The sequence below is a fragment of the [Limnothrix rosea] IAM M-220 genome, assembly GCF_001904615.1.
In the GTDB taxonomy this organism is placed as follows: domain Bacteria; phylum Cyanobacteriota; class Cyanobacteriia; order Cyanobacteriales; family MRBY01; genus MRBY01.
In genome coordinates, this window is the sequence record NZ_MRBY01000027.1 from 33,584 (window position 1) to 52,636 (window position 19,053).

The following is a 19,053-nucleotide window of genomic DNA, read 5'->3' on the forward strand; positions in this document are numbered from 1 at the left end:
GAATTTTGGCTATATTCTTATCCATAACTGACGTTATTTTGTAAATGCAATCGGTGGCGATCGCCCCATGCAATGAACATCGACCTTTACTGGGAGATTCTCCTTTAAAACGATCAGATATGATGAAGAAATCTAGAAATTCTAGGGCGTTAGACCTTTACCCATCGAAACCTTAGGTCTTGATCTAACGTCGTTTTTTTAAGTCTGTTTACTATTTTTTATCACCGTAATGACATTGCTTAAGTCTTCATTAGCTCAGATTTGTCTCAAGGGTTTGCTCGGTAGCTTCGTTCTCCTGTCAGTCCCATATTTTGCTCCCCCTAGAGCCATGGCACAATCCGCGACAGAACAAAGTCTAAGACCAGCGATCACCAACGAAAATGACGAAACCTTTGTCAACACATTAGTTAAGACAACATTAGTTGCCCTAAATCAAGCTAATTTAACCGCCGATTACTCCGTCCTGCGTAGTCTTGCCTCCGAAGAATTTCAGGCGAACAATTCCGAAGAGGATCTATTTCTTTCTTTCCAACCAATCCGGGAATATGGTGTTGATTTTGGCGGTGTTGTAGAGTTTTCACCCATATTCTCTGTGCAGCCAACCCTAGATGCAGCAAATAATCTGCGAGTCGTTGGCTATTTTGAAACATCTCCAGTGATTGAGTTTGATTTAGTTTATCAATTGGTGAACGGTAACTTTGTGACCGATGGGCTAACTGTCGGGATTCGCCCAACTTCCAATGAGGAATAATTAGCTCGAAATTGCTTTAACTTGACGCGATGCTCGGCAAAATAAATAGATTAGACGAATGAACGTCATGGACTTTCGGGTAAGACTAGCTCATCTCCAACTGGCGATCGCCCATGGCGCGAGAGTAATGGCAGTAGAATGGATCGAAACTTTTTAATTTTGTTTTAAATCTTTTTTCATGCCTCAAACTGCGATCGCCAAAAAAAAGCCCGATTGGGCCGGGGAAGACTGGTTATCCCGTCTCGTCAATCTACTGATTAAGACAAAACCTCTGTACAGCCTCATGAAATATCAGGCGCGTCAAGTTTTGATCAAAACAGCGGAAAAAAATGGCATCCCTTGGCGACAGACCGTAAAGGATTTTGACCAAGCTCAAGCAGAACAGTATTTTCAGGAAATCGCTGATCCAGAGCTGGAATATCCTAATTATTACAATGTGCCTTTCCATGCTTATGATGCGGGAAATCTTTGCTGGAAAGCAGCAGTTGAAGCCGCCCCCGCCACAGAATCAATGGCACTGCGTGTCTGGAAAAATGAACCCCTCACACCAGACATTGCCCAAGCGAGATTGCGTAATACATTTCTTGAGGCCATGGCAGAATATTTGCCTAATGAAGTCAATGATGTTTTAGACATTGGTTGCTCTGTCGGTATCTCCACCGTTGCGCTACACGAATTCCTGAAAAGGCGATCGCCGGACGTTAAGACCATTGGTTTTGATCTATCGCCCTACATGTTAGCCGTCGCAAAAATTCGGAACCCGGAATCTGCGATTCAATGGCAACACGGTAAAGCAGAGGCGACAAAGTTTGCGGACAATAGCTTTGATGTGATTACGCTGCAATTTGTCCTCCATGAATTACCAAATCAGGCGACGCGGGAAATTTTCCAAGAATGTCTGCGCATTTTACGACCGGGTGGCTGTTTGGCGATCGTCGATAACAACCCCAAGTCCCCCGTTATTCAAAGTTTGCCCCCTGCGTTATTTGTATTAATGAAAAGTACAGAGCCTTGGAGTGACGAATATTACACCTTTGATGTGGAAGATAATTTAAAACAAGGTGGCTTTGATTATTTAGCGACGGTTCCCAGCGACCCCCGCCACCGCACCATCATTGCCCGTAAACCTCTTTAAACTGTCCGAAGATGAAAATTGCGATCGCCCAGTTAAACCCTACCATCGGAGATTTAGAGGGAAATGCCCGCCAAATTTTAGAAGCGGCAGAGATTGCGGCGATCGCCGGCTTTCGTCTTCTGTTGACACCTGAGCTTTCCCTTTGTGGCTATCCCCCACGGGATCTCCTCACGCAAATGGACTTTGTGGCGCGGATGCAGGAAGAGCTAAAAATACTAGCCGCAAAAACTCCCCCCACTATTGCCGTATTAGTTGGTCTGGCTACGGTCAATGAACAGGCGATCGCCAATGGCGAAAAACCCCTCCACAACAGCATCGCCCTCATTGATAAAGGCGAAGTCCAGCGCATTTTCCATAAACAGCTACTACCCACCTACGATGTCTTTGACGAAGACCGCTACTTTGAGGCGGGTAAACTTTCCAATTGGTTTTATCTTTATCCCAGCGCCGACCAAACCAAACTAAATCCGCCGATTCCCGTCAAAATTGGGGTGACAATCTGCGAAGATCTCTGGAATGACGATTCCTTTTGGGGTAAACGCAACTACGAAGTTAATCCCCTAGAGCAGCTCGCTGACGAAGAAGTTGATCTCATCGTTAACCTGTCTGCTTCGCCTTACACCATCGCCAAACAACGATTGCGGGAAGGGATGCTACACCATGCCGCTTGGCGCTACCAAATCCCAATTATTTACGCGAACCAAATCGGCGGCAACGATGATTTAATTTTCGACGGCGGTAGTGTGGCCTTCAATACCCACGGCAAAATTGTCTGCCGTGCCCCCAGCTTTAAAGCTGCGCTAATGGCTCTGGAATTTAACCAGTCTCTCCACGACATTAGCTGCCTCAAAAAGCCCTTATCCAATCAATTTCACCAAACGATTACGCCGGAATTTGAATGTGATGAAGCGGAGGTCTACTATGCCCTTGTTTTAGGGTTACGGGACTATGTTTGGAAATGTGGCTTTAGCAAGGTGGTACTGGGTTTAAGTGGTGGTATTGATTCGGCTTTAGTGGCGGCGATCGCCGCCGATGCCCTTGGTGCCAACAATGTGCTGGGGGTGCTGATGCCGTCGCCCTTTAGTTCAGAGCATTCTGTTACTGACGCGATCGCCCTCGCCGAAAACTTAGAAATCAACCATAAAACGATTCCCATCACAACGGGTATGGGAGCGTTTGATCAAATGCTGGAGCCATTATTTGCCGACACTGAATTTGGGGTCGCTGAGGAAAATCTTCAGTCCCGCATTCGCGGTAATCTCCTGATGGCGATCGCCAATAAGTTTGGCTATTTGCTCCTTTCTACGGGCAACAAATCAGAGATGGCAGTTGGCTACTGCACCCTCTATGGCGATATGAATGGTGGTCTGGCGGTTATTGCCGATGTGCCTAAAACCCTAGTTTTCAAACTATGTCATTGGCTGAATCGCGACCAAGAAATTATTCCAGAGAATGTGATTACCAAGCCTCCCAGTGCGGAGCTGCGACCTGACCAAGTGGATCAAGATTCCCTGCCGCCCTACGATACGCTCGACGATATTTTGCGGCGGATTATCCACCAAAATCAATCCACCCCCGATCTCATTCAGGCAGGACATGACCCGAAAATTATTGAACAAGTTTTTAAACTCTTACATCGCACTGAGTTTAAACGTCGTCAGGCGGCTCCGGGTTTAAAAATTACTGACCGCGCTTTTGGTACTGGTTGGCGTATGCCGATCGCCTCCCGTTGGTAGTTATCAGTTATCAGTGAACAGTTATCAGTTATCAGTGAACAGATATCAGTTATCAGTTATCAGTAAATTGGCTTTTTAATCATTGGGTTCGGTTGCTTGCCAAGGGGCAACGCCCAAATATTGGATGCCTTCTGGTGTGATCTTGAAACGACAGGGTAAAATTTCGACTCCAGCGGCGATCGCCTCGCGGAATAAATCACCATATTTTTTGTCGCGGCTGTCCCCCGGCACAAAATGGTCGCAATCACTGCGATTAATGAAATACAGCATGACTGCTTTCGACTCGGGCAAAATATCGATTAATTCCTGTAAATGTTTTTGGCCGCGGGTCGTTTCTGTATCGGGAAATAGCGCGAGTGACCCTTTTGCCCAAGTTGTATTTTTTACTTCCACATAGATTGACGGTTGCCCATCACGGCTCAAGAGGAAATCAATGCGGCTCTTATTTTCTTTGCCATATTTCACCTCTGAACGAATCTCATCATAGCGACCGGCTAACTCTGGAATTAGTCGTTCGGCGAGCATCGTTTTAATCACGCGATTCGGCAATGTGGTATTCACGCCCACCCAAGTGGGTTGCTGATCTCCTAATCGCACCATTTCCCAAGTGTAGGCGAGCTTCCGCTTGGGGTTATCACTTTTTGAGACCATCACCGGTGCACCCACTTCACAGATAATGCCCGTCATCGGCCCCGTATTCGGGCAGTGGGCAACAATAATTTCGCCGGAGTCTAGTTCAATATCAGCAAAAAAGCGTTTATAGCGTTTAAGAAATTTACCTGAAATGAGGGGAGGATAGCGATAAACAAAGGAATCGGCAGACATACATTCTTTAATAAAAGAGCCGTCTACCACCATACAGAAAAAATCTTTTTAAGAGGTGACTTATTTAAAAGGTGATTTAGAGGCGATATTGATCGTCTGTCCAGTCATGTACGGAAGAAGTGTAGCGTCCATAGTCATTTTCAGCTAAAAGTTGCTCAATGCGACGGTCAACAATACCCCGTTCTGCGGTGCGTTTCAAGGCTTTGGCGATCGCCAACTGAAGATTATCCCAGTTTAGCTGGGGTAACTCAGGATCAAGGAGATGGCTACGTCGTAGTAACTCTTCTAATTTAATCAAGGCACTTTCTGCCGTTTGGTAGCGAGGATCGCGGTCGGGGGGCAGTGGTGTGGAGCTGCGTAACGGATCTCTCTGTACAGCTGCTAAGGCTTGACGTACCGATGTTGCAACTTCTTGTTTGAGCTTCACCTGACCCTTGGCTGCCTGTCTTTCCCTACCCTGTTCACTAGAAGCATAGAGGGGTGGCAAACGATTTAAGGCAAAGGTCGCCACCTCAGCAACATCAATATATTTCACCAGCTTCGCAGGCATCTTCTGCATTTGACGCTGAATCTCTTGGTGCACCAAAGTTTCCATAATATTTTGGTAGGCACGAAGATTACCTTTGCCGGGGGAAGAGTTTTTGAGTGGACTCATGGTGAATTCAGACAAAGAAGATGTTTAATAGCGAAAACGCACTGTCTTGAAGTCTTTTAGCAAAAATAAACACAAATACTATGGAATTTACAGATGCCAGACTTATCCTTTCTATCTTACTGCGCTTATTTATGAATTCAGCAGACTATCGGTAGAAAACAGCATGTTTGGTTAATATTCATCTACATTTGGCTATATTTTCTGAGCCACAACGGCATAAAAGGGATCACGGTTCCCCATGCCCAATATCTGCAAAATGTTGTTGAGCTGCGGTGGTTTGGCGATCGCCTGGGGGTCACCAAAGCCTTCTATACTAGTGAAATAGCGCTTTACTAGACGAATATGATCCGAGTCAGAGCTATCTCGCCACGCGGCGATCGCCTTTTGATAAAACATCCGATTAGAGAAACTAACAATACATAGGCCTCCCGGTGTCAGGATCCGCTGGATTTCAGAAAAAATCGCCTCCGGGTACTGTAAATACTGCACAGAGACCGCAATCAAGACCGCATCAAAACTTTGATCTTCAAGGGGAAGCTGCGGATTATCATTGAGATTTTGAACAAAAAAATGGTCTAAGCGTGGATTCTTTGCCAGCTCTTCTTCATTCATGCCATGGCCTGCCACATGGGCAAAGCTCATATCAGGCAAATGGGACACCCAGCTACTCATGAGATCTAGCACTCGACTGTCCGGCGTTAACAGTTCACCATAGAGCGATGTGAGTTGTTCGATAAAACCATCGTCGACATGGGTGACCAACCGTGGATAATCATAAAATAATAGGTCGTCACTTTGGTCTAGTTTTTGACGTTGCTCAGGTGCAAGAATCATCGGCAATGAAGTACAAAGAATACGTTAAATTGGTCATAATCAGGACACCAAATTATCTGCCCCATCAGGCACACACATGGATATTTCTAAGGTAACGATTTCTTGCACGAAAAGCGACTGTCTAGGTATTGCATCTCTTCACCAATCCCACTGTGCAGACTGCCAAACACCCGTGCTAAAGCGTTATCTCCGTCTCCTTGCTGCTCCGGAATCCTTACCCAAAGCCCAAACATTATTAGGCGATCGCTACTGGGTTACCCATGACCCTAGTATTGTGCTCGATACCCAGCCCCAAAGCTCTCCAGCCGTTACGGATCAGCTACCACCAGAGATTGAAAGTTATTTAAAACTATCGACCCATTTGCTCCATTGCCCGCGGGTCTTTGGTTTAACAGCTAAGGAAAAAGGCTATTGGCTCCTTGAGTATCCGTCCATCCCCCTTGCCCCTAACGGTTTACCCCAACATCCCCAGCTATTTCCCCCGGTGACGGAGGCATGGCGATCGGCGGAGCCTCTCCAACAACTTAATTGGCTCTCACAAATGGCGGCCATGCTACCGAGTTTTCTTGAACAAGGGGCAATTAGCACTTTTTATGATCTTGCCCATTTGGGTGTTAATGGCGGTGTCATTCAAATACGAGCACTTTCGTTTACTCAAAAAAAGCACATTGATTTTCAAACAATTGCCCAGATATGGCAACGGCTTTTAGACAAAACTGACAAGAGCATTCATAGCTTTTGTCAGCGCCTTGCTCAGGATCTCAGTCAGGGGAAAATTACCAATCCACAACAGTTGCAAGGGATTTTAGCGGCGGGGATCACCGCACTGGGGCGATCGCACTATAAATATCAGTACAGCCTTTATACCCAAACGGATTCGGGGCCAACCCGCGACCATAATGAGGATGCTTGCTTTCCAGAGTCCGGCAAGGTCCACCATAATTTTCCGCTGGCGATCGTCTGTGATGGTATCGGCGGCCATGACAAAGGCGAAGTCGCCTCAGAAATTGCCATCAAAACCCTAGAGCAAGAACTTTCAAAACAGCTTGATGCCCTAACGCCAGCTTTAATTACAGAGGCTGTTTATGCGGCCAATGATGCCATTGCTGCCGCCAATGACTCCGAACAACGCCGTGAACGGGAACGGATGGGCACAACGGTCGTTTTGGCATTAATCAACAAGCCCCATATTCATTTCAGTCATGTGGGTGATTCTCGTATCTATCGCATTACCCCCAACAGCTGCCATCAAGTCACCTATGATGATGATCTCGGTTCCCGGGAAGTTCGTCTGGGTTATGCTCTCTATCAAGATGCCCTTGCCTATCCTTCTGCAGGGGCGCTTGTGCAGGCTCTGGGCATGAGTCCTTCGCGATCGCTACACCCTACGACACAAACTTTTCCCATCGACTGCGATACGGTTTATTTACTTTGTTCTGATGGCCTTAGTGATTATGACAAGGTCGACCAATACTGGCAGACAGACATTGCGCCTCTGCTTCTGGGCCACAAGAAAATTAGTGATGTGGGTGAACAATTAATCAAGATCGCCAACACAAAGAATGGCCATGATAATGCGACTATTGCTCTAGTACATATCCAGCTCAAGCGGCAAGCGGCAGCTCCCATTACTTTTCCTGAGTACTTTGACCCTACTCTGGCTGACAATTTGACGAATAATCTGATGGCCACAGAGTTACCGCCGGCGACCACAGCGGCTGCCGCTCCGCCCCAGACTAGACCTTCTGTCACGCCACCGCCTCGCCGCAAACAAACCAATTGGGTGTTGTTAATTATTGGTTTGCTAGGGGTTACGGGCATTGGGTTATTGTCCTATAACATGTGGCGACGGCTGCAAAGTGCCGATATTGTGTCACCGCCAGCGCCGGAAACGCCCATTATCGAACCACAACCGATCCCGGATGAACCCATCGAAACGCCTACTATCATGATTCCAGATCCTGAAATGCCAGAAATGGAAACTGTCGCTGATGCCTTGACGAAAAATCAAATTGTACGATTACAGGCTGATGCGCCGATTATTGCGGCCTATACACCTCAGGCGATCGCCGACCTTGATGAACCAACCGTCTGGATTCCGGGGGGCAGTATTATCCAAATCGCACAGGTCAATGTTGATGGGGATTTACTGATAGAGGTTTGTTTACTCGGTGATCAAACGCCACCAGAGACAGGCATTGGTGTGTTAGCTGCTGGTAATCGCGGTTGGAGCAAAGCAGCCCAAGTTGAAACGCAACAGGAAGCTAATTTTATTGTGACACCGGAGGTTGAAGCCCTCTGCCAAAGGGATGCTACCCCCCCTCCAGCGAATTAACTTCCCTCACGCTTTTTTTCACTGGGCTTAAGCTAACGTCAGTTATGGATAAGCATGTAGCCAAAATTCTCTAGAGAAAAAGAGACACNGGAGAGGGAAAGACACGGGGAAGCAACGAAAATTTGCATTTTTTGAAAGCTAGTAGGATTATTTGCATAGAAACATCTCCCGATCTCTCGCTCTCCCATTCACCACGTCGTACTTCCAAGCATGCTTAAGCAAAACTCACATTAAGCTAAATTTTGGGGACTTAGTTGGCGGGGCGATCGCCCAAAGGGTAGACGATAGGGTTCTAGGAGCTGAATATCATAGCTCTGCTCAAGGTAACGCCAAAACTCTAAAAAGTACTCCCGCTGGGCTTCATGGACATGATAAAAACCGTTATCGTCCTGCCAACATAATGCTGTGGTGGGTGTATTTCCGAAAGGATATTGCCGAAATACATTACTTTGCTGTTCGTCTAAATCCGGCGCTAGTCCTGCTGGCCGTTGACTAAATAACAATGCTTGTAGGCGATCGCCACAATGGCGGGCATTAATCCCTTCCCCTTGCAACAAACGCGATAAGGTATCAAAACGAAAGGGTTCGTTGGGCAAAATTTTCAGCAATGTCCCCAGTAAAAGATAATCATGGTAGCGGTGGCGATCGCCATCCACGATTTGGGGCATCAGCGGCACAAGACCCAAGCCCACAGCAATACGGCTCACCTGAGCCGTCGATGTTTCACGGATGAGCTCAGCTTGGGGGAATTTTTGTTGTAACGACACCGACAACCATCGCCAACAATAATCAAGATTAGAGCCACTACAAATAATTTGTTGAATGCCCTGGGACATCACACCAGCCTTCGCAAACAGATGATTAATTTGTTGATTTAGCTGCTGCTGAAACGGATAAATCACCTGACGCTCTAGATCAGTACGGGTAACCCGCCATTCCTGTTGACCGAGGTGCGCCGCAAATTCCTCCCGCTGTTGTAACAGTGCTTTTGTTTGATTCGCGGCCTGTAACAGCGATCGCCCCACCGGAGAATTACGCCATTGCCACGCAGCTAACAGCCGACGTTCTAAATCCACTTCCCCAGCACGGGGCATCATCTTCGCCACTTTACTCAGGGCATCTTGCAGTTGCGGTAGCCATTGGGGATAAATGAGCTGGCATAAAATATCTTGTTGGAGGGCGTTACCGCCATAATCAAAACTGTGGCTCTGAATTTGTGTTCGTTGCAGTTGGGGTAAGTAGGCCGGTAAATCCACAACCGCCAAATCTGTATGGCTCCCATCGCTATGAATAATTAATGTGCCGCCTTCGGTGTGGGGAAGCTGCGCCTGAAACCCTAACAATGTGGCGATCGCCCCCGGCACAAACAAAACCTGTTCACCACACTCCACTAAAGCAGTCTGGTATAGAACTTCGCGAATATTAAGACAATAGGTATCACCCCAACTACTGGGCAAACTGACAATGACACCATTCAGACGACCCAAAATGTCCCGTACCCTTGTGGGGGAAAGCTCTGGGGCTAGACTCCTATCTTTTAAAATACACAACAAAAAGGCAAGGGCATCACCCAGAGATTTTAAGGGCAACTCTGATGATTTTGACCAAGGCAAAGTCGGAAACCAAGACCCCTCGACCTCAGCTTGGTACGTAGGAGCTAGTCGTAAAAAAGGGAGCCAGCCCTCCACCGTCTTACCAGAGACCAAGCCATTTTCCAGCGCCATTTGCCAAGGTTGGGAAGGACTAGCCGTCGCTGTTACGACCATTGGTAAAGCAAAATGTTGTTGATCCCCGTTTTGCCAAAAGAGAGGATACTGCTGCTGGCGATCGCCATTAATCAGCACCGCACTTATATGGGACGTACTAATATCTAAGCCAAGATACCAATGTTGATTCATACTGTGCCTAGCTTAGGTTGACTCCTGCTTTTGATCAGTATCAGCCCAAGGATTATCATCATCAGTAGCAGCCTCTACATCAATGGGCTCTTCCGAAGCCGGGTCTGAGGTTGTCGTTTCAAACTGCATCAAATCTTCCGCGAGCAGGTTCATTTTTTCCGGGTCAAGCACTGTCACATCGACAGGAGTTACAGCTGTATCATCAGTCTCTAAATCAGGATTTAGATCCTCGCTAGTCCTTTGTTCTAGCTCAGCCTCCACATCAGACTCGGCCTCATCTTCTGCTGTGTCACTGTCCTGGACATTGAGGGAACCATCCTCTAAAAGGTCTGTCAGCAGTTGAATCGTTTTTACCGTCGTGGGTTCTGTCTGACCATCACTGCCATCCACCACCGTTGGCGAAGGGGAAGCGATCACAGCTTTAAGGTTAGCCATATCTTCTGCGGTTTCTTCAGTATCTGGCGTTTCCACCGGATCACCAAACAGAAATGATTCAGCCGCCATGGCCTCAGGCTCTAACGTATGATCATTGGTGGTCTCGGCATCCCCATGCGCCTCACCAAATAGGCCTTCTTCTGCAACGGATGCTGCAAAATCTAAATAATCATCTTTGACAGAATCCTCCTCGGAAGTTGAGTCACCCACTGCCGGGCTCATGCCAGTCCCAGAGGGGCGATTGCCGGCGCTATTATCTTCTTGATAATTAAAACCATCATCATCAGCAAATAAAGACTCTGTGGCAGGAGGCTCCTGGGGATCCGTCAATTCATTCAGACCATCAGGCACAATCGCCATGAGCGAGTCCACTGCCGGAGAATCCGGTTCCTCCAGCACTGGTGGTTCCCCAGCAGGAGTCTCAACAACATCTTCAGCCTCAGCAGTCATGGAATCTGTTGTCACCTGAAGACCATTAAGCTGCCTTAAATTACCCGTCAAGGTCGTGCCATAGGCCGCAATATCCTGTTCTAAAGCCGTAAAAACCGTGTGAATCGTACTATCTAGATTCGCGACCGACTTGTCTAAATTATTTTGTACAGCCTGGAGATGCTCCGTGGGCGATCGCCCCGTATCCGTTTGCGCCTCACTGGCCGCAAAACCAGCATCCTCTAGACCTTGGATTGGGTGAGTCACCGAGCTAATGTACCGTAAACGCTGCTCAAATAATGCCACCGCCTTACCCAACTGAGTTTGCAATAGACCTTGAAACTGCGACAGGAGCTGCTGCGGAAAAGCGCCCAAGGCAGCCTCATACTGTTGGTTGAGGCGGTAGATTTCCCGCTCTAAAATTTGTTTTTGCGCTGTGAGCTGATCCAGCTCTTGACTAATCGGCGCAACCCATTCCGTTTTCTTGAGCTGCAGTTCTTGGATGACCGCGGCGGCGATCGCCCCAGCATCATTCCCCATCGAGATCAATTCACCAGAATTATCCTTATCCCGTTGGTCATAGAGATAAACCAAATAATCCTTCACCTTAAGCAGCACTTCCTGCTGATGGCGGAGATTTTGCTGGAGTTCATCGAGCTGATCCGTTTCCGGCAACTCGCTCACCCGTTCCAAATCACTAATTAGAGGCGGTAAATCTGTAGCAAAGTTCACAATGGGTAACCTGTCCAAAATCAGAACCATCAACTATCCCAAACAACAGTGGGCATTTTTATCATAAAGTTTAACCCCGATCAGAGCACCAAAATATCCAGAAACTGTTAATCTATGTGTCAAAATGGCGTAATTCGTGAGAATATCGCGCCTAAAAGACAGTGATGGCAACGACCCATAGTCAAGACTTCATGTAAAGATATTTTCGTTTAATTTAGAACAGACTATAGTAAAACAGTTAAAGCGATACCCTTTAATAGAGCTATCAATAAATGATTGAGATACTCCGCGGCGGCGCATTATACCGATAGGGCTATTTCATTAGCCTATTTGTAACAGACCTTGCACAGACAGAACTATGGACGACCGTTACGGTAATCGAGAATTAGACAGCGATTTTCAGGATCTCATTGCATCCGCTCTTTTTTTTCAAGGATTACCCGAAGAAAGTTTACAAAAAGCAGCCAGTCACGTCGTGACCCGTTCTCACCCCGCCAATCAAGTGATCTTGCTTGAAAACGACTGGGGTGGTTCTGTGTATTTTATTCTCGATGGTTGGGCAAAAATTCGAACCTATAATGTCGATGGCAAAGAAATCACTTTAAATATTTTGGGACGGGGCGAAGTCTTTGGTGAAATGGCGGCCCTTGACGAAGTGCCTCGCTCAACGGACGTGATTACCCTGACCCCAACAAAAATCAGTAGTATTCCCGCCCAAGATTTTGTTGATCTTATCTATGGGGAGCCGATCGCCGGTGTTCGTTTAGCGCAGCTGATGGCAAAGCGCCTCCGCCAAGTTAACCGGAGATTACGACTACGGGAAGCGGACAGCGTCTCGCGGGTGGCAGATACTTTGCTTTTCCTTGCGGATGGTCAAGGGAAGCCTATCGGTAAAGAAGGTTTGGAGATGCCCAACTTGCCCCACCGGGAATTGAGTAGTCTGAGTGGTTTAGCGCGGGAAACGGTAACACGGGTACTCACAAAATTAGAAAAAAAGAATTTGATTCGGCGTACAGCAGATACTCTTTGTATCCCTGATATTAATGCCCTCGACAATATGATCAATTAATGGGGTGCTGTGGCTGATCATCATTCTGGAACAAGGGACAATTCTGAAGGGATTAATTGGGTTGATTTAGACGATCTAGCGGAGGGGCGATCGCCGGATAGTACGACCGAAGTTATTTCTCCCCCCATACAAACTTCCTCGTCTCAGCACCGCCGTACCCTTGTGATGGTGGAGACGGCATTTCTTGCCAGTACTGCTAGCCTGATTTGGCTGATTAATTATTATTTTCCCATTGGGCCTTTACTGAGATTATTTTTTCCGTTGCCGATCGCCCTTGTGTTTTTACGGTGGGGTTCACGGGCAGCATGGATGTCTACCCTAGTGTCGGGACTCTTACTTTCCATTCTGATGGGGCCAACCCGCAGCATTATTTATGTCATTCCCTATGGTCTGATGGGTGTGCAGTTGGGCTGGATGTGGCGTAAGCAGGTGGGCTGGGAATGGTCAATTTTACTTGGCACAATCCTCGGTACTATTGGTTTTTTCTTTCGAGTCTTTTTGCTGTCATTTATACTCGGCGAAGATCTCTGGGTTTATGTTATTTCCCAAATTTCTGAGCTAGCTGATTGGATATTTTTGCGGCTCGGACTACTGGTACAACCTAATCTGATGTTTATTCAGCTGTTGGCGATCGCCATGCTGATTTTAAACAGTGTGTTATACCTATTCGTGGTGCATCTGGTGGCGTTACTGATGCTAGATCGCCTCGGCAATCCGATTCCGCGCCCTCCCCATTGGGTACAGGTTTTGATTGAGTACGAAGAATAATTTTTTTCTAGATTAAATCTAAGTTTGAGTAGTTTTGGTATGTCCTCACAGCTTTATCAGCAGATCCGCGAATTTTATGACGAATCTAGTTCCCTCTGGGAATCGATCTGGGGCGAGCATATGCACCATGGCTATTATGGTCAGGGCGGCACAATCCAAGTTAATCGTCGCCAAGCGCAGATCGATCTGATCGAAGAATTTTTAGCTTGGGGTCAGGTTACAACCGTTGAGAACTTCGTCGATGTTGGCTGTGGTATCGGCGGCAGCACCCTTTATTTAGCTGATAAATTTGGGGCGAAAGGTGTGGGCATCACCCTCTCCCCAGTCCAGGCTAACCGCGCAACGGAACGGGCACTTGAACAAAATCTCCAAGATCGAGCCGAGTTTAAAGTGGCAGATGCGATGAATACTCCCTTTCGCGATGGGGAATTTGACCTTGTTTGGACGCTCGAAAGTGGCGAACATATGCCCAATAAGCGACAATTTTTACAGGAATGTACCCGTATCCTCAAGCCCGGCGGCAAACTGCTCATGGCAACTTGGTGTCACCGCCCCACGGATTCTGTTGCTGGTTCTCTTACGCCCCAAGAGCAAAAGCATTTGGAAGATATCTACAAGGTCTATTGTTTGCCCTATGTGATTTCGTTGCCGGACTACGCGGCGATCGCCGCCGAATGTGGTTTACAAGGTATCCAAACAGCAGATTGGTCTACGGCCGTTGCGCCCTTTTGGGATCAAGTCATCGACTCGGCAGTGAAGCCCGATGCCGTGTTTGGTGTGCTTAAAGCGGGCTGGAAGACGATTCAAGGGGCATTGGCTCTCGATCTCATGAAAAGTGGGTTTCGTCGTGGTCTGATCCGTTATGGTTTATTGCAAGCCACGAAGCCTTTTGACTAAATTTTTTGAATAGCGGGCAGTGGCATTTTAGTGAATTTACTTTCGCCCATTCACAACGTTTCAAAATTTGATCTTGCAATAATATTCGATTGTTACTTTTTTTGAGTCGCCATAATGCCTCGCTTTCCTGTCAATCGCTTCTAAATTTAAGAGATTCAACGGGATAGACAGAGGCAACCCGTGCCTTGGTATGATTAACCAATCGTTAATTTTCAAAGAGGCGATCGCCCATGACGACTCACTTTATTACAGCCGAAATTGATCTTCAGGAAAACCCGGCAGAACTGCAAAAAGAAATCGAAAAAGAACTCGAAAAGCGTGGCGAAACTCTCCGCTGGGCAGTGACTGACGTGAAGGATAAGAAAGCAACTGTTGAGGCGATCGCCCTTACGGCTGATACCGAAGCATAAGAGTCTCATTGCAAACCTATGACCTTGGCGACTGATTCAGATATCGACTATAAGCAGTGGCAAGACTGTGATTCCCGCTGGCACAAAACGTTTCGGCGGGTTTGTCGTACTGAGCCGAAAGCCTTTATCGTTCCCCATGACCAAGCGGCTCTTTGTCGCATCCTTCAAGCAGCACAACGGCAAGAAAAAAAAATCATCCCCTGCGGTAACGGCACAAAACTGGCTTGGGGCGGTGTCACCACAGCAGTTGACTGGTTGGTGAGTACCCAAAAACTCAATCGCATTATTGACCACGCTATAAACGATTTAACGATTACCGTCGAGGCCGGGGTAACACTTAGGGCACTCCAAACCCACCTGAAAAAGCACAAGCAATTTTTAGCGATTGATCCAGCATTTTCCGATAATGCGACCATCGGTGGCATTGTGGCAACCGCGAATGCGGGCAGTTGGCGACAGCGATATGGTGGCGTGAAAGATTTACTATTGGGGATCACTGTGGTGCGCGCTGATGGTCAGTTGGCTAAGGCCGGCGGCAAAGTGGTAAAAAATGTCGCAGGCTACGACCTCATGAAACTGTTTACTGGTTCCTACGGCAGTTTGGCGATCGCCACTGAACTCACATTTCGTCTTTATCCCCAACAGCAACTGATCAAAACCGTTATCCTTGCTGGCACTCAAACAGGAATTAAGACCGCCCACCAAAATCTACTCAACTCCGTTTTAACCCCCAGTCGCGCCGATCTGCTCACGTCTACATTAATGGGTAAATTGGGTTTTACCGAAACCTTTGGCATGATTATTCGATTTGCCGCCATTCCAGAAAGCGTTGATGCTCAAATTTTAGAGCTAGAGGCGATCGCCATTAAAAATAAGCTCGTAATTCAACCCGAACCAGAAGAATTATGGCAAACCATTAATCAAAAACTTTATGCGCAACCTGTTTATTGCAAAGTTGGACTATTGCCAAATCAAGCCTGTAACTTTCTAGAAACCGTTGAAGAACTAACCAATAATCAGGCGATCGCCCGTATCCATGGCAAAAGCGGCTTAGGATTAGTCGCCTTTCCCCACGAGAAATTTTTGCGGCAATTTCGAGACCTACGGCGTTATTGCGCACAATACAACGGCTTTTTAACAATGCTCGAAGCCCCCTACAACACAAAAATGCAATTTGAACCCTGGGGCTATACCGGCAATGCCCTACCACTTATGAAAAAAATGAAAACGCAATTTGATCCAAGTGGTCTGCTCAGTCCCCAGCGATTTTTAAACCTATAGCTTTACAGCCTCCCCAATAAAATCACAGTTGTTTTGCGACAGCCCTAGTCACCATCCTCACAAATTCCTCCGGGCGTTGGGGCGACACAACGACAGTTTTATCCGTAAAAATTAGGACAACAGTCTTATTTAAATGGGTAACATAGGCACGATAATTTCCGAGAGCTTGATTGCGAAATCTGCCCGTAAAGGCAAACAAACCACCATCACCGAATAGTCGCAGGGATTTAGCCATTGCTTTCGGCTCATAAACCACTGTTTCAAGATTATTAAGCGGAATAGTGGTGAACCAACCCAAACGGGCAACTTGCAACCGGTTATTGGTAACGAGATAGCCACGCACACTATAAAAAGATGTGATTAACACAATCAATACTGGAATTAGCGCAACTAGGTACAGCAGTACAAAATTTTGGCGATCGCCGATCCAAGCCAACATCATCGACACTGCAATCATCAAAATACAAGTCGATACCGTAATCACCATCACAGCAGCACCCCAAGGTGCTTTAAAAAATAGAGGTTGATCCATCCCCACAAATCTCCACGAGCTTCCTAAACGCTAGCAAGGAGCACAATCATTCATTACCTCCCATTGTCAATTATTTACGTAACCTGACTTCAAGTTAAGAAAAACCTTGCAATAACGACGTACCACAAGCAGAGCAGAAAATGGCGAGAGTCCTTCAGCGCACAAACTTTGAACAAACTTTGACAAAAACAATAGCCATACCTGCCGTATCTCCATACCCCCGCGCCCCTTTCCCTAATACCCTAAACATTTCAGAGGCCATCAGCAACCCAGATACCGCCCCAAAAACCCTATTTTCAACATCTCCAGACATGATAATTTGCCATCCGAAAAAGAGATGTTAACCTTAATGCTCTACAAAAATTGCAGTCTTTCAGCACAATATCCATATTAAGAAAGATGCTAATTAGGCTACAATTGTGCAGAAATCGTCAAAAAAATTTACAGGTCTTAGGAACCATCCGTAAAATTTATGTCTCTCCCCATTCGTAACGTCGCGATTATTGCCCACGTTGACCACGGTAAAACAACCCTTGTAGACGCACTGTTACACCAGTCCGGCATTTTCCGAGAAGGCGAAGACATCCCTGATTGCGTGATGGACTCCAATGACCTTGAACGTGAACGCGGTATTACTATCCTCTCGAAAAACACCGCAGTTAAATACGACGGCATTCATATTAATATCGTTGATACCCCCGGTCACGCCGACTTTGGTGGTGAGGTAGAGCGGGTTCTCGGCATGGTTGACGGTTGTATTCTCATCGTCGATGCCAATGAAGGCCCCATGCCCCAAACTCGTTTCGTACTAAAGAAAGCCCTCGAAAAAGGTTTACGCCCCATCGTTGTTGTCAATAAAATTGATCGCCCCAATGTTCACCCTGAAACGGCTGTGGATAAGGTATTTGATCTTTTCGTCGAGCTAGGGGCTGATGATGATCAATGTGATTTCACAACTCTCTATGCTTCTGGTCTTTCTGGGTTTGCTAAAGAAAATCTAGACGACGAAGATAAGGATATGGAGCCTTTGTTCCATGCGATCCTCCAGCATGTTCCCCCACCAGCAGGCGATCCTGAGAAGCAAATCCAACTGCAGGTCACAACCCTCGACTATTCTGATTATCTGGGTCGGATTGTGATTGGTCGTATCCATAATGGCACGATCCAGGCGGGTCAACAGGCAGCCCTTGTTAAAGAAGACGGTAGCGTTGTCAAGGCAAAAATTGCAAAACTCCTTGGCTTTGAAGGTTTAGCACGGGTTGAGCTGAAGGAGGCTTCTGCGGGTCAAATTGTGGCGATCGCCGGATTTGCTGACGCAAACATTGGTGAAACCATCACTTCCCCTGATGATCCTCAGGCATTGCCTTTGATCAAGGTAGACGAGCCTACTTTGCAGATGACTTTCTCTGTAAATAATTCTCCCTTTGCGGGTCAAGAAGGTAAATTTGTTACCTCCCGTCAGATCCGCGATCGCCTAGAACGCGAACTCGAGACCAACGTTGCCCTACGCGTCGAAGATGGCGAAACCTCCGATAGCTTTGAAGTTTCCGGTCGTGGTGAATTACACCTCGGCATTTTGATTGAAACCATGCGTCGCGAAGGTTACGAGTTCCAAGTTGCCCAGCCTAAAGTAATTTACCGAGAAGTCAACGGTAAGCCCTGTGAGCCTTACGAATATCTTGTCCTCGACGTTCCCGAAGAAGCCGTTGGTAGCTGCATTGAGCGTCTTGGTCAACGTAAAGGTGAAATGCAAGACATGCAGTCCGGTGCCGGTGGTCGTTCCCAACTCGAATTTGTTGTTCCCGCCCGTGGTCTGATCGGTTTCCGTGGCGACTTTATCCGCATCACCCGCGGCGCTGGCATTATGAACCACAGTTTCCTCGAATATCGTCCTATCTGTGGTGAACTGGAGATGCGCTACAACGGTATTATTACGGCCTTTGAAGAAGGCACTGCCACCTTCTACGCCCTTAAAAATGCTGAAGATCGTGGTCAATTCTTCATTACACCCGGCACTAAAGTCTATAAAGGCATGATCGTCGGCGAACACAATCGTCCTCAAGATTTGTCCCTCAATGTTTGTAAAGCAAAACAACTCACAAACCACCGTGCAGCCAGCGGCGACGAACTTGTCCAACTCCAAGCGCCCATGGAAATGAATCTAGAGCGTGCCCTAGAGTACATCGGCCCCGGTGAACTCGTCGAGATTACACCTGAGTCTATTCGCCTGCGTAAGCTTGATACGAAAAAAATGGCAAAGCGTTAATTTGAGATGTAATTAACGTCAGTTATGGATAAGAATTTAGCTGACATTCTTTAGAGAAAGGGAGA

General features: G+C 47.1%; 16 protein-coding genes. 10 read left to right on the forward strand and 6 right to left on the reverse strand.

Features of this window, described 5'->3' with window-relative positions:
- Positions 1–328: 328 nt before the first annotated feature.
- The 3 genes from NIES208_RS11550 (at position 329) to NIES208_RS11560 (ending at position 3,622) form a co-directional block, all read left to right on the forward strand.
- Positions 329–751 (forward strand): hypothetical protein, encoded by a 423-nt coding sequence (locus tag NIES208_RS11550; RefSeq protein ID WP_075892881.1) that lies wholly within the window; start codon positions 329–331, stop codon positions 749–751.
- 178 nt (positions 752–929) lie between these two features.
- The gene (locus NIES208_RS11555; RefSeq protein WP_075892883.1) at positions 930–1,886 is read left to right on the forward strand and encodes a class I SAM-dependent methyltransferase; all 957 of its coding nucleotides are present in this window, start codon (positions 930–932) and stop codon (positions 1,884–1,886) included.
- 11 nt (positions 1,887–1,897) lie between these two features.
- On the forward strand, positions 1,898–3,622 hold the full coding sequence (locus NIES208_RS11560) for an NAD+ synthase (protein ID WP_075892885.1): 1,725 nt from the start codon (positions 1,898–1,900) through the stop codon (positions 3,620–3,622).
- 75 nt (positions 3,623–3,697) lie between these two features.
- On the opposite strand, the gene sfsA is transcribed toward NIES208_RS11560, so the two are convergent.
- The 3 genes from sfsA to NIES208_RS11575 form a co-directional block, all read right to left on the reverse strand.
- Positions 3,698–4,447, reverse strand: a complete 750-nt coding sequence (sfsA, locus tag NIES208_RS11565) for a DNA/RNA nuclease SfsA (RefSeq protein WP_075892915.1) — start codon at positions 4,445–4,447, stop codon at positions 3,698–3,700.
- Between the two features lie 76 nt (positions 4,448–4,523).
- Entirely contained in the window at positions 4,524–5,102 is a 579-nt protein-coding gene (locus tag NIES208_RS11570) for a late competence development ComFB family protein (RefSeq protein ID WP_075892887.1), read from the reverse strand.
- Positions 5,103–5,294: 192 nt separating this feature from the next.
- The gene (locus tag NIES208_RS11575) at positions 5,295–5,936 is read right to left on the reverse strand and encodes a class I SAM-dependent methyltransferase (protein WP_075892889.1); all 642 of its coding nucleotides are present in this window, start codon (positions 5,934–5,936) and stop codon (positions 5,295–5,297) included.
- A gap of 76 nt (positions 5,937–6,012) precedes the next feature.
- Between NIES208_RS11575 and NIES208_RS11580 the strand changes: the two genes are divergently transcribed.
- On the forward strand, positions 6,013–8,271 hold the full coding sequence (locus NIES208_RS11580; RefSeq protein ID WP_075892891.1) for a PP2C family protein-serine/threonine phosphatase: 2,259 nt from the start codon (positions 6,013–6,015) through the stop codon (positions 8,269–8,271).
- Positions 8,272–8,501: 230 nt separating this feature from the next.
- Here NIES208_RS11580 and NIES208_RS11585 read toward each other — a convergent pair whose 3' ends face one another.
- A complete protein-coding gene (locus NIES208_RS11585) occupies positions 8,502–10,169 on the reverse strand; it encodes a hypothetical protein (RefSeq protein ID WP_075892893.1) in 1,668 nt (555 codons plus the stop codon).
- Between the two features lie 12 nt (positions 10,170–10,181).
- Positions 10,182–11,765, reverse strand: coding sequence for a hypothetical protein (locus NIES208_RS11590; protein ID WP_139325043.1), 1,584 nt, complete (start codon positions 11,763–11,765; stop codon positions 10,182–10,184).
- A gap of 358 nt (positions 11,766–12,123) precedes the next feature.
- Here NIES208_RS11590 and NIES208_RS11595 point away from each other — a divergent pair, with 358 nt between their 5' ends.
- The 5 genes from NIES208_RS11595 to NIES208_RS11615 all read left to right on the forward strand — a co-directional run bounded on the left by NIES208_RS11595 (position 12,124) and on the right by NIES208_RS11615 (position 16,190).
- Positions 12,124–12,834: a Crp/Fnr family transcriptional regulator gene (locus NIES208_RS11595; protein ID WP_075892897.1), complete on the forward strand. Its 711-nt coding sequence runs from the start codon at positions 12,124–12,126 to the stop codon at positions 12,832–12,834.
- Between the two features lie 9 nt (positions 12,835–12,843).
- On the forward strand, positions 12,844–13,602 hold the full coding sequence (locus NIES208_RS11600; protein ID WP_075892899.1) for a DUF2232 domain-containing protein: 759 nt from the start codon (positions 12,844–12,846) through the stop codon (positions 13,600–13,602).
- A 39-nt stretch (positions 13,603–13,641) separates the two neighbouring features.
- Positions 13,642–14,499 (forward strand): methyltransferase domain-containing protein, encoded by an 858-nt coding sequence (locus NIES208_RS11605; RefSeq protein WP_075892917.1) that lies wholly within the window; start codon positions 13,642–13,644, stop codon positions 14,497–14,499.
- A 230-nt stretch (positions 14,500–14,729) separates the two neighbouring features.
- A complete protein-coding gene (locus NIES208_RS11610; protein ID WP_075892901.1) occupies positions 14,730–14,909 on the forward strand; it encodes a hypothetical protein in 180 nt (59 codons plus the stop codon).
- A gap of 18 nt (positions 14,910–14,927) precedes the next feature.
- Complete coding sequence (locus NIES208_RS11615; RefSeq protein ID WP_075892903.1) at positions 14,928–16,190, forward strand: FAD-binding oxidoreductase; 1,263 nt, start codon at positions 14,928–14,930, stop codon at positions 16,188–16,190.
- 22 nt (positions 16,191–16,212) lie between these two features.
- On the opposite strand, the gene NIES208_RS11620 is transcribed toward NIES208_RS11615, so the two are convergent.
- A complete protein-coding gene (locus NIES208_RS11620) occupies positions 16,213–16,722 on the reverse strand; it encodes a PH domain-containing protein (RefSeq protein WP_075892905.1) in 510 nt (169 codons plus the stop codon).
- A gap of 472 nt (positions 16,723–17,194) precedes the next feature.
- Between NIES208_RS11620 and typA the strand changes: the two genes are divergently transcribed.
- Positions 17,195–18,988, forward strand: a complete 1,794-nt coding sequence (typA, locus tag NIES208_RS11625) for a translational GTPase TypA (protein WP_075892907.1) — start codon at positions 17,195–17,197, stop codon at positions 18,986–18,988.
- Positions 18,989–19,053 lie beyond the last annotated feature (65 nt).

Bases quoted from the DNA above. Each gene is read 5' to 3' on its own strand.
- NIES208_RS11610 (WP_075892901.1), top strand. From the start codon at position 14,730: ATGACGACTCACTTTATTACAGCCGAAATTGATCTTCAGGAAAACCCG.
- NIES208_RS11580 (WP_075892891.1), top strand. From the start codon at position 6,013: ATGGATATTTCTAAGGTAACGATTTCTTGCACGAAAAGCGACTGTCTA.
- NIES208_RS11595 (WP_075892897.1), top strand. From the start codon at position 12,124: ATGGACGACCGTTACGGTAATCGAGAATTAGACAGCGATTTTCAGGAT.
- NIES208_RS11570 (WP_075892887.1), bottom strand. From the start codon at position 5,102: ATGAGTCCACTCAAAAACTCTTCCCCCGGCAAAGGTAATCTTCGTGCC.
- NIES208_RS11575 (WP_075892889.1), bottom strand. From the start codon at position 5,936: ATGATTCTTGCACCTGAGCAACGTCAAAAACTAGACCAAAGTGACGAC.
- typA (WP_075892907.1), top strand. From the start codon at position 17,195: ATGTCTCTCCCCATTCGTAACGTCGCGATTATTGCCCACGTTGACCAC.
- NIES208_RS11555 (WP_075892883.1), top strand. From the start codon at position 930: ATGCCTCAAACTGCGATCGCCAAAAAAAAGCCCGATTGGGCCGGGGAA.
- sfsA (WP_075892915.1), bottom strand. From the start codon at position 4,447: ATGTCTGCCGATTCCTTTGTTTATCGCTATCCTCCCCTCATTTCAGGT.
- NIES208_RS11620 (WP_075892905.1), bottom strand. From the start codon at position 16,722: ATGGATCAACCTCTATTTTTTAAAGCACCTTGGGGTGCTGCTGTGATG.
- NIES208_RS11615 (WP_075892903.1), top strand. From the start codon at position 14,928: ATGACCTTGGCGACTGATTCAGATATCGACTATAAGCAGTGGCAAGAC.
- NIES208_RS11550 (WP_075892881.1), top strand. From the start codon at position 329: ATGGCACAATCCGCGACAGAACAAAGTCTAAGACCAGCGATCACCAAC.
- NIES208_RS11560 (WP_075892885.1), top strand. From the start codon at position 1,898: ATGAAAATTGCGATCGCCCAGTTAAACCCTACCATCGGAGATTTAGAG.
- NIES208_RS11585 (WP_075892893.1), bottom strand. From the start codon at position 10,169: ATGAATCAACATTGGTATCTTGGCTTAGATATTAGTACGTCCCATATA.
- NIES208_RS11605 (WP_075892917.1), top strand. From the start codon at position 13,642: ATGTCCTCACAGCTTTATCAGCAGATCCGCGAATTTTATGACGAATCT.